At 64.5% G+C, this 10,256-nt stretch carries 8 protein-coding genes; all 8 read left to right on the top strand.

From position 1 onward, the window contains the following. Window positions 1-103: 103 nt before the first annotated feature. The 8 genes from ACFMO3_RS06085 to ACFMO3_RS06050 all read left to right on the top strand — a co-directional run bounded on the left by ACFMO3_RS06085 (window position 104) and on the right by ACFMO3_RS06050 (window position 10,115). Window positions 104-415 carry an XdhC family protein gene (locus ACFMO3_RS06085; RefSeq protein ID WP_322802035.1) on the top strand — a complete coding sequence of 104 codons (312 nt, stop codon included), beginning with the start codon at window positions 104-106 and terminating at the stop codon, window positions 413-415. Between the two features lie 34 nt (window positions 416-449). After that, a complete protein-coding gene (locus ACFMO3_RS06080; protein ID WP_376789536.1) occupies window positions 450-1,214 on the top strand; it encodes an XdhC family protein in 765 nt (254 codons plus the stop codon). Beyond that, window positions 1,211-2,227 (top strand): molybdopterin-binding protein, encoded by a 1,017-nt coding sequence (locus ACFMO3_RS06075; protein WP_376789535.1) that lies wholly within the window; start codon window positions 1,211-1,213, stop codon window positions 2,225-2,227. Before ACFMO3_RS06080 ends, ACFMO3_RS06075 begins: the two co-directional genes overlap by 4 nt. Window positions 2,228-2,933: 706 nt before the next feature. Further along, window positions 2,934-3,713, top strand: a complete 780-nt coding sequence (locus ACFMO3_RS06070; protein ID WP_376789534.1) for an ABC transporter permease — start codon at window positions 2,934-2,936, stop codon at window positions 3,711-3,713. A gap of 66 nt (window positions 3,714-3,779) precedes the next feature. Next, entirely contained in the window at window positions 3,780-4,790 is a 1,011-nt protein-coding gene (locus ACFMO3_RS06065) for an ABC transporter substrate-binding protein (protein WP_376789533.1), read from the top strand. Next, window positions 4,787-5,554: an ABC transporter ATP-binding protein gene (locus tag ACFMO3_RS06060; RefSeq protein WP_376789532.1), complete on the top strand. Its 768-nt coding sequence runs from the start codon at window positions 4,787-4,789 to the stop codon at window positions 5,552-5,554. Before ACFMO3_RS06065 ends, ACFMO3_RS06060 begins: the two co-directional genes overlap by 4 nt. 225 nt (window positions 5,555-5,779) lie before the next feature. After that, window positions 5,780-7,021: an RNA polymerase sigma factor gene (locus tag ACFMO3_RS06055; protein ID WP_376789531.1), complete on the top strand. Its 1,242-nt coding sequence runs from the start codon at window positions 5,780-5,782 to the stop codon at window positions 7,019-7,021. A gap of 169 nt (window positions 7,022-7,190) precedes the next feature. Continuing rightward, window positions 7,191-10,115 carry a LamG-like jellyroll fold domain-containing protein gene (locus ACFMO3_RS06050; RefSeq protein WP_376789530.1) on the top strand — a complete coding sequence of 975 codons (2,925 nt, stop codon included), beginning with the start codon at window positions 7,191-7,193 and terminating at the stop codon, window positions 10,113-10,115. Window positions 10,116-10,256: the final 141 nt, after the last annotated feature.

Below are 10,256 nucleotides of genomic sequence, written 5' to 3'. Positions count from 1 at the left end.
ACGCGCTCAACGAGTTGGACGGCGGCGACCTCCTTCCCGGATTCCGGTGCCCGGTCCGGGATCTGTTCAAGTGCACCCTCTCATCCTAACCAGGAGACTTCCCATGCGCGAGGTGCTGGAAGCGATCGAGCGATGGAAAGGGCGAGGGGAACGGGTCGCGCTGGCGACCGTAGTGAAAGTCATCGGATCCGCTCCTCGGGACGTGGGGGCAAAGATGGCCGTCTCCTCCGGTGGGGAGATGGCTGGATCGGTGAGCGGTGGCTGTGTGGAAGGAGCCGTCTTCGAGATCGCCCAGGAGGTGCTGCGCACCGGGCGCCCCCGTCTGGTCCGCTTCGGCATCAGCGACGAGATGGCCTGGGATGTGGGTCTGGCCTGCGGGGGAACGATCGAGGTGTTTGTGGAGCCGCTGCCCTGAGACTGCTCTCTCCTCCCATTTCCGGAGGGACTGGATGAACTGGTTTGAGCGCGTGCGGGAAGCCATTCGGAAGGAAGAACCCATCGCCCTCGCCACTGTGATCCGGGGGCCGGAAGCATGGCTGGGGGCCAAATGGATCATCGAGCCGGGCAGCGATGGATGGGGAAACGTGCATCCGGAGCTGGATCGTCCGGTCCGGGAGCTGGCGCATCGTTACCTGACGATCGGCCATTCCGGAACTGTGCTTCTTCCCACCCCAGAGGGAGAGGTGGAGGTCTATATCGAAACCTATGTTCCGGCTCCCCTGCTGATTATTGTGGGGGGCACGCATATCGGCATTGCCCTGACCTCCATCGCCAAGATCCTAGGCTGGCGGGTTTATCTGGTCGATCCGCGCCGCACCTTCGCCACCCCGGAGCGCTTCCCTCATGTGGATCGCCTGATCCATGCCTGGCCGGATGAGGTCCTCTCCGATCTGATCACTCCCCAGACGGCGGTGGCCGTCCTCACTCATGATCCCAAACTGGATGATCCGGCGGTGATGGCCGCCCTGCAAAGCCCGGCCTTTTACGTGGGCGCTCTCGGAAGCCGGAAAACCAGCGCCCGGCGCCTGGAACGGCTGCGCCGCAAAGGGATCCCGGAGGAGGCCCTTGCCCGCCTCCATGCCCCCATCGGCCTGGCGATCGGGGCGCGCACGCCGGAGGAGATCGCCCTGAGCATCATGGCGGAGATCGTGGCCGAGCAGAGCCGGCGGCGACAGGCCGCGCGGGCCGCTGTGCCCGAGGAGGCCCCCTCATGAAATTCGGTCCGGTTCCCGTGGAAGAAGCGGTCGGGCGCATCCTGGCCCACAATCTGGCCGACGCGCAGGGAAACCGCCTATTCCGCAAAGGCCGGCGTCTCACACCGGAAGATGTGGCCCGGTTGAAAGCGGAGGGCTATCAGGAAGTCGTGGTCGCCGAGCTGGAGCCCGGCGACGTGGGGGAGGACGAAGCAGCTCGGCGCATCGCCCGGGCCTGTGAAGGTCCGGGCCTGCGCCCGATGCCAGCGGCTGGGGGACGGGTGAACTTCCTGGCGGAGGCAGCAGGGGTGTTCCTGGTGAAACCCGATCCGCTGGAACAGCTGAACCGCCTCCCCGGGATCACCTTGGCAACCCTGGCTCGAGGAAGCGTGGTGCGCCCTCGTCAGATCGCCGCCAGCCTGAAGATCATCCCCTTCGCCTTGCCTGAAGGGATCATCGCCCATGCGGAGGCGCTGCTCCGGGAGAACGGCCCACTGATGGGCGTTTATCCCTTCCAGCCCCGCCGGGTGGCCCTGATCCTCTCCGGGCATCCCGCCGTCTGGCCCCGCTTGATCGCCGATTTCGAAGGCCCACTTCGGGAACGGGTGCTCGCCTGCGGCGGCGTATGGCTTGGGACGCAGACGGTGCGCCATGAGGAATCCGAGCTGGCCCGGGCGATGGAAGCCGCGCTGGGCCAGGGGGCAGACTTCCTGATCCTGGCCGGCGAGACGGCGATTATGGATGAAGAAGACATCGCCCCCCGGGCGATCCGGCGCATCGGGGGAAGGGTGGAAGCGTTCGGGGCACCGGTGGATCCGGGGAACCTCCTGCTGATCGCTTACTATGGGGAAATCCCGATTCTGGGGGCGCCAGGCTGCGCGCGGAGCCGCCACCGGAACGTGGTGGACTGGGTGATCCCCCGCCTGATGGCCGGGCTGCGCTTGACCCGGGAGGAGATCGCCTCCATGGGCCATGGGGGGCTGATGGAGGATGTCGAGGAACGCCCCGCGCCCCGATGGATCGGCTCTTCTTAATGAGAGCGGCGCTGCCTAAGAAGCGGAGAACGCGCTGTCTCTTTCGAAAGCGATCCCATCCTCCCCCATGCTTTTTGACAGATCAGACCCCTGTATTTATCATGAAGCAGCAAGGCATGATTCGCAGCGGCTCCGATTCGGGGATCCGCTGTGCCATACAATGGAATCACCACGACCTGCGGGGCAGGGTGAGGTCGCCTTCGGGCGGCCAATTCCCGACCGGCGGTGATGGAGGGAGTTGCCCTCGCCTCCTCAGCCCGCGAGCCGAGGCCCACTGGGCCGAGGCAGGACACCGGTGAAAGTCCGGGGCCGACCGTATAGTCGGGATGGGAGCAGGTGGCGTTCCCATGGCGCGCTGCGCATGGCGCGAACCTGCCCCGAAGGCCTTCGGGACGCCTTCGGGGTTGTTGTTCCCTGCGCGGCGGAGGCCAGCTCTTTGCCCTGCCCCCGAGGGTCCGTGACCTTCGGGGGTTTTTCTTTACCAGGGCGGGCTCTCCTCGATTCCGAACGACAGGGGGCTTCCGCTCTCCCGCCATGGGATCCGGGAAGCTCGGAACCTGCAGCGTTCCGAGGGATAACCGGTTTTCCTGCCCCGGGGTCTAGGGATCCCGGGGCTTTCTGTTTCCGGGCAGAACGCTCGGATCGCTTCCCCCCATGCTTTCACGGGGTGGGGTGATCTCCGACCTTCATCATCGGGGGATCGGAAATGCATGGAAAGGCGACCGGATGGAGCGCCAGGGTTCGGAATACGGCCTGGCTCCCTCGAGCGGGGGCGGCATTGCTCTTCGTTCTGCTGTGGAGCCTGGTGGTGCGTCTGGGGGATTACCCGCCCTTTATCCTGCCGGGGCCGGAGCAAGTAGCGGCCCGGATGTGGGCACTGGCGGCCAGCGGATCCCTATGGCGTCACTGGTGGGCGACGGCGGTCGAGGTCGGGCTGGGGCTGAGCCTAGGGGTAGTGATGGGCCTGAGCCTCGCCTATCCCCTCGCCCACTGGCGCCTGTTCGAGCGCATGGTGGCCCCCTATCTGGTGGCCTCCCAGGCAGTGCCCATCGTCGCGGTCGCCCCCCTCTTGATCATCTGGTTCGGTCCGGGGCTCCTGGCCCGGGTCATGGTGAGCGCCCTCATCGCCTTCTTCCCGATCCTGATCGCCGCCATCGCCGGTTTCCGCCAAGTGCCCCTGGAGTGGCGGGAGCTGTTCCGCAGCCTGCAGGCTACGCGGTGGCAGACCTTCTGGAAGCTGGAGTGGCCTGCGGCCCTTCCAGTGATCTTCGGGGGCCTGAAAATCGGCGCCACCCTTTCGGTGATCGGGGCATTCGTAGGGGAGCTGATCAGTGCGGATCGGGGGATCGGTTTCCTGATTAAGCAGGGCCAGGGCCTCTATGACACCCCCTTGGTGTTCGGAGGGATCTTGCTCCTAGCCTCCCAGGCCCTGTTGCTTTACGGGATGATCTCCACCCTAGAGCATCGATGGGCACAGAGAGAATGAGCGCTTCCCCATGGAAGCGCCGGATGGGTTTGTCATCGATCTTGCACCCCGCCATGGAGGTGAACGATGCGGCATCCCTGGATACCTTCCGGATTGCTCCTCATCGCCCTGACCGCCTGTCAGGCGCTCGCCGGCCCGCCCGCACCGGCCACCCCTACCTCAATCCGTCTGCCCATGGGCTACATCGCCAACGTGCAGTTCGCCCCCTTCTATGTAGCCGTTGAGAAAGGCTACTTCGCCCAGGAAGGAATCGAGCTCTCCTTTGATTACAGTTTCGAAACCAACGGTGTGCAGCTGGTGGGGGCCGGACAGCTGCCCTTCGCTCTGGTAAGCGGCGAGCAGGTGCCGCTGGCCCGGGCCCAGGGGCTGCCCATTGTGATGATCGCCCAGTGGTATCAGCGATATCCCATCGCCGTGTTCGCGATAGCGGAGAAGGGGATCCGGACCCCCTCGGATCTTCGGGGCCGGAAAGTGGGCCTCCCGGGTTTTTTCGGCGCTTCCTATGTGGGATTCAAGGCCCTGCTCTACGCTGCCGGGATCCGGGATGAGGAAGTAGAGGCGGTGGATCTGGGAGGCTTCACCCAGGTGGCAGCTGTGAAGGAGGGGAGGGTCGATGCGGCGGTGGGGTACATCAACAACGAGCCGCTGGTTCTACGGCGGGCCGGCTTCACGGTGAACGTCATCGATGTGGCGGATTACGCGGCCCTGGTCGGCAACGGCATCATCACCAACGAGCGAACCATCCAGAATCAGCCGGATCTGGTGCGACGATTCCTGCGGGCGTTCCTGCGAGGCCTGCGGGATACGCTGCGGAACCCCCGGGAGGCGTTCGAGATCAGCAAGAAGTATGTGGAAGGGTTGAGCGGCGAGAACGAACAGGCCCAGTGGGAGGTGCTGCAGGCAACGCTGCCATTATGGCAAGCCGAGTTGCCGGGCCGCTCGGATCTCCGCGCTTGGCAGCAGATGACGGCCGTGCTGGTGCGGATGGGTCAGCTGAAGGAGCCCGGGGATCTGCAGGCCGCTTTCACCAACGCCTTCGTAGAGGAGCTCTGGCCCCAGGTGGAGCGCGGGCGATGACCGATCGACCGCTTCTGATGGCGCGCCATATCGCCCACTGCTATCGAACGGGGCGAGGGGAGGTCTGGGCGCTGCGGGAGGTTTCCCTGAGGTTGCGGCAGGGGGAGTTCGTCTGCCTGGTGGGACCTTCGGGATGCGGCAAGACCACGCTGCTGCGCATCCTGGCCGGCCTGCTCCCCCCCACGCAGGGGGAGATCTGGCTGGGAGATCAACCCCTTCGGGGGCCGGATCGACGGATCGGAATCGTGTTCCAGAAAGATTCCCTGCTGCCATGGCGGACAGCGCTGGAGAACGCGCGGCTGCCGCTGGAATTGAGCGGATGGCCCGGGCCCGAGGCCGCCCGGCGAGCGCAGGCGCTCCTGGAACAGGTCGGCCTGCAGGGTTTCGAGCATGCCTATCCCCGTGAGCTCTCCGGCGGCATGCAGCAACGGGTGGCTCTGGCTCGGGCTCTGGCCGCGGATCCGGATATCCTGCTCCTGGACGAGCCCTTCGCCACACTGGATGCCATCACGCGGGAGCGGCTGAACGCGATGCTGATCGAACTATGGGAACGCCATCGCAAAACGGTCCTAATGGTCACCCACGATGTCCACGAAGCCGCATGGCTGGCGGATCGCGTCCTGGTGATGAGCCCGCGGCCAGGGGCCATCGTCGCGGAGATCCAGATCCCCGCCCCCCGCCCCCGGGGCGCCAACCGCTGGTCGCACCCCGCCTTCCTCCAAACCGTCTGGGCCATCCGACAGGCGCTGGGGAACGGAGGATAGACGACAGGTTGCACGAGGATCTTACCTTAATTATAGTTATGAATTATAATTATGGTACAGGCGCGCGCGGGCTCCCCGTCCTCACCCACCTCCCACTGGCGGCTCCAGGGGTTCCCTGCGGCAGCTCGGGTCCCATCGATTCCGTGCAAAAGGAACGCTATGGGAAATCCGACCGACCTTTCCTCAACCTCTTCCGAGACTTCAGAGGAAGCCATCGCTGCCCGGATGCTTCAGGGCGATCCAGAGGCCTTCTCTTGGCTTTACGAGCGGTATTTCCCCCGTGTCTATGATCTGGCCTGTCGCATGCTGGGGGATCCGGATGAGGCAATGGATGTGGCTCAGGAGACATTCCTTAAGCTCCTGGAAGGCCGTCCTCGCCAGCCTCCCCGCCATTTCCGGGCTTACCTCTACACCATCGCCCGCCGAGAGATTTACGACGTTCTCCGAAGATCCCGCCGCCACGTTCGATGGGCCGAGGGTGGGCAGGAAGAAGCCGAGGAGACAGAACCCCAAGCGCCGGATGAAGGGGTGGAAAGGGAACTCCTCCGGAGGGAGCGGATGGCGATCCTCCGTGAGGCCTTACAGGCGCTCCCGGAGGAGGAAGCCATGCTGCTGGATCTGCATCTCCGCCACGGACTGACCCCCGCGGAGCTCGCCGCGGTCTTCGGCCGCTCGAGAGGGGCGATCCACACTCGCCTGAACCGGGCCCGGGCTCATCTCGAGGAGGCGATGGCCGCCTGGATCCTCCTTCGCGTGGGCCGGCGGGCATGCCCCACCCTGGCGGCGATCACAGGAGGGCCGGAAGAACCGCCTCCCGCTCTCACCCCGGACCTGCGCCGGGCTCTCCGACAGCATCTGGAGCGTTGCGCGGCGTGTCAGGAGACACGCCGGCGGTACCTTTCCGCGACGGAATGGCTGGGCGGGATCCCCATGCTTCCCCCCTCCCCGGAGCGCGCCCAGCGGGCCCGGGAGCGCCTGAGCCAGGCGGCGCAAGCCCTAAGGGCAGGGGGGATCGCCGTGGGAGCGGCAGGCGCGGCGGGGATAGGCCTGCTCCAGGGCCTGGGGGTCGTCCTCCTGACAGGCGTGGTGATGCTGGGCCTGGCCGCCGCCGCCCTCGTTCTCCGGATCACGGGGTCCGCATCCGCCGAAGTGCGCGTGGAGAATCGGAATTGCCCCCCACTGGTGAGTTCCTCACCCGCCGTCCACCTGCTTCGGATCCTGCCCAACATGGAGGTGCCTGTCAGGATCGAAACGGGCGCAACGGAGATCGCCCGCTTGCCTCCAGTCACGCTCATCCTCCAGCGCCAGGAGGATGGGATCCGGGTGGCCGCCTATGGGCTGGTCTTCGATCTCCCCATCGAAGGCTTGACGGCAGCCGAATGGGATGGAGCCGATTTGCCCCCCGGTCCCCATGGGATCACCCTGCGCCCCGGGGAGCGGCATACCCTTCGGGTGCGCTGCCGATAGCATGTAAGATCCCCCGGGCTTCCGACGTCTCATGAGTAGAGCGCCCCGATCGCAGGGCCACACCGGTGGAAGCCGGATCGCCCGGCGGTCTGCGCGCGACGGAGGGATCGGCGCAGCCAGACTCGCGAAAACCGGAGGGGATATCCTATCCCAACTCAAGGAGGGGCCCATGTTCCCCATTCGTTTCTTCCGTCATGGATTGGGATCCTTGCTCGTGGGGCTTCTGGCCGTTGCAGTGGGGGCGGCCTGCAACCGGCCTCCCACGACCGTGCCTCCCATCAAGACCCTGACTCTCACGCCCTGCCTTGCACAGACCCTCTTTGCCGGGGACGAGGATAACTTCAGCACTCCAGGACCTCCCACCGATAAGGGCCAGTTTGACCAGACTCAGGGCAACCAGATCTTCGAGCACTCCTTCCATCTGAGCGTACCTCCAGGCCTCTGCGTCACCGGGGCCGTCCTCAAAGCCCGTCTCCGCCCGCTCCCAGGTGGCCCTGTCAACGACACCATTACTTTGAGCGCTGGAAGTGCGGTGTGGAACGCTGCCTTTGGCCCCGGCCCCTATGGGGGTCTTACTCCTCCCCCCTCAAACTGGCCGGTGCTCCTGAACACAGCTCCTCCTTCCGGCAGTTCCTGGCCGCAGGGTGGTCAGTGGGTGAACATCCAGGGGGTCGAGTTCACCTTTAACCTGGCAAACCTGCCCGATGGGACCGGTGGGTTCATCAGTCTGCTGCCGGGGATGACGAGCTCAGGGAGCCTCACCGTGGGCATTCAGGACGACACCGCCGTAGACTGGCTCCGGCTGGAGGTGAGCCTCTGCCCTTGCCCTCCGCCTACGCCAACGCGCACGCCTACACCTACACCCACGGTGCCGCCAACGCCCACCTTCACCCCCAGTCCTACACCTATAGCGTGCATCCGGGCGCCGGAGGGGCTGGTGGCCTGGTGGCCTTTAGATGAAACGTCCGGCCCTACCGCTCACGATATTGCCGGAGTGCCTAACGATGGGACCTGGATGAACGGGCCGACCCCTGTTCCAGGTGTGGTCGCCGGTGCGCTGCGTTTCGACGGCAAAGACGATTTTGTACGAGTTCCCGACCATCCTGAGCTCAATGTGGGGTCAGGGAGTTTTACCATTGACGCCTGGGTGCGGACAGAGTGGCAAGGTGCGGGCGTGGTCGTGCTGCAGGACAAGCGCGACCAGAACGCGGGGTATCACCTGCACCTCTACCGAAGTGCTCAGTACACCGGTGGCAAGGCGGTGCCGGCCCTCCAAGTTATGCACGCCGGCTCCTTTGAGAACCACAACGCGGTGAACTCCCCAGATGTTGCTGATGGGAAGTGGCACCACATTGCCGCGGTGGCGGACGTGGTTGCTAAGCAAGTCCGCATCTATGTAGATGGGAAGCTGGTGTACACCGGCACGTCCCAGATCCTCGGGAATAATTTGGACAATAAGAGCGACTTTTATCTGGGCGTGCGTGTGCCGGCACAAGGCGGAGGTGGAAATTTCCCGGGCGATCTGGATGAGGTCGAGCTATTCAAGCGGGCGCTTAGCGAGCAGGAGATCCAGGCCATCTTCAACGCCGGCTCGGCGGGCAAGTGCAAAGGGCAAATCTGCGTGGTGAAGTTCGAGGACCTGGATGGTGATGGTGTGCAAGATCCCAACGAGCCTCCACTCTTTGGCTGGAAGTTCGACATCAAAGATAGCCAGGGGAACATTATCGGCACGGTCACCACGGACAAAGAGAAACCGGCGTGTCGGTTGGTGCTTGCGCCGGGTACCTACACGGTGAGCGAGCAAGGCCAGCCGGGCTGGACTCCAACAACGAATACTTCGCAAACCGTTACCGTCTCGCCGGGCCAGACAGTGCAGGTTCTTTTTGGCAACCGGAAACCTACGCCCAGCCCTACGCCTACGCCAACGCGCAGGCCCACGCCTACACCCAGCCCTACGCCAACGCGCACGCCTACACCTACACCCAGCCCTACGCCCACCGCTACCCCCACGCCCGGGCCTGCTGTCATATGCGTTCTCAAATTCCACGACCTGAACAAGAACGGAGTGCGAGACCCCGGCGAGCCCCTGCTGTCGGGATGGACGTTTGTGGTAAACGGCATCCAGGTAAGCACCAACCGTGAGGGAAGGGCCTGCGTGGAGGTGAGGGCCCCGGCTACCTACACCGTGAAGGAGGTCCTCCCCCCTGGATGGACTCCCATCTCGCCCCCAGGCGGTTCCACAACGGTAACAGTATCGCCGGGACAAACGGTAACTCTGCCGTTCGCCAACTACCAGGAGGCCTCGCCTACTCCTCCGCCTACGCCAACGCCCACGCCTACACGTATAGCGTGCATCCGGGCGCCGGAGGGGCTGGTGGCCTGGTGGCCGCTCGATGAGACCTCGGGCATCACGGCTGTCGATATCAAAGGTGGGCTTCACGGAAAGGCTATACCAGGCCCGATCGGCCCTTCAACGTGGCCTCGATCGGTCGCGGGCCGGGTGGCCTCTGCTCTCCTGTTTGGCAATCAGAGTTACGTGGAGGTCCCCCCTGCTGCACCGCTGAACCCCGGCAACGGGGAATTCACCGTCGATGCCTGGATCTATTACTCTGCAGTTGACCACACTACCAAGACCATCACCATAGCCAGGAAGATGCTGGGGGGCGGAGGTACGCCATCACCACCGTACCCGTTTAATTTGGGACAGCTGGGACCCGGATATATTCTGCGTATACAGGAGGCGGTCAGTGGTCCTCAGGTGTTTGCGGCTGTCAAAGATATAAGCGGCAAATTCAACGTTTCTGTTGGCGCTATCCCTGCAAATCAATGGGTACACGTTGCCATGGTGCTGCGACGATCGGGAACGTATCCCTATCTGGACCTCTACGTGAACGGAAATCTCGTACCTCCTAGCGCTTATAGCTTCCCGCCACTGGGTGACATCAGCAACAACTTCCCTCTGCTCATCGGAGGCGATGGCGTGGAATCCGGAGAGCTCATTGTGGACGAAGTCGAGTACTTCAACCGGGCCCTCACACCGCAGGAGATCCAGGCCATCTTCAACGCCGGCTCGGCGGGCAAGTGCAAGGGGTAAGGGCCCACCGGGCAAACGGTCGGGACAGAGGCCTGGGCAGGACAATCCGTCCTTCCGTGCCGAGGTGGCTTCTGCCCTTCGGCAGGCCGCTTCGCGGCGCCGGTGTTTGACAATGGCCGTCCCCATAGGGGACGCGGTGGA

This window comes from Thermoflexus sp. (assembly GCF_042408815.1).
Taxonomy (GTDB): Bacteria; Chloroflexota; Anaerolineae; order Thermoflexales; family Thermoflexaceae; genus Thermoflexus.
The sequence above is the reverse complement of the archived record's forward strand: the minus strand, read 5'-3'. Positions and strand labels throughout refer to the sequence as shown.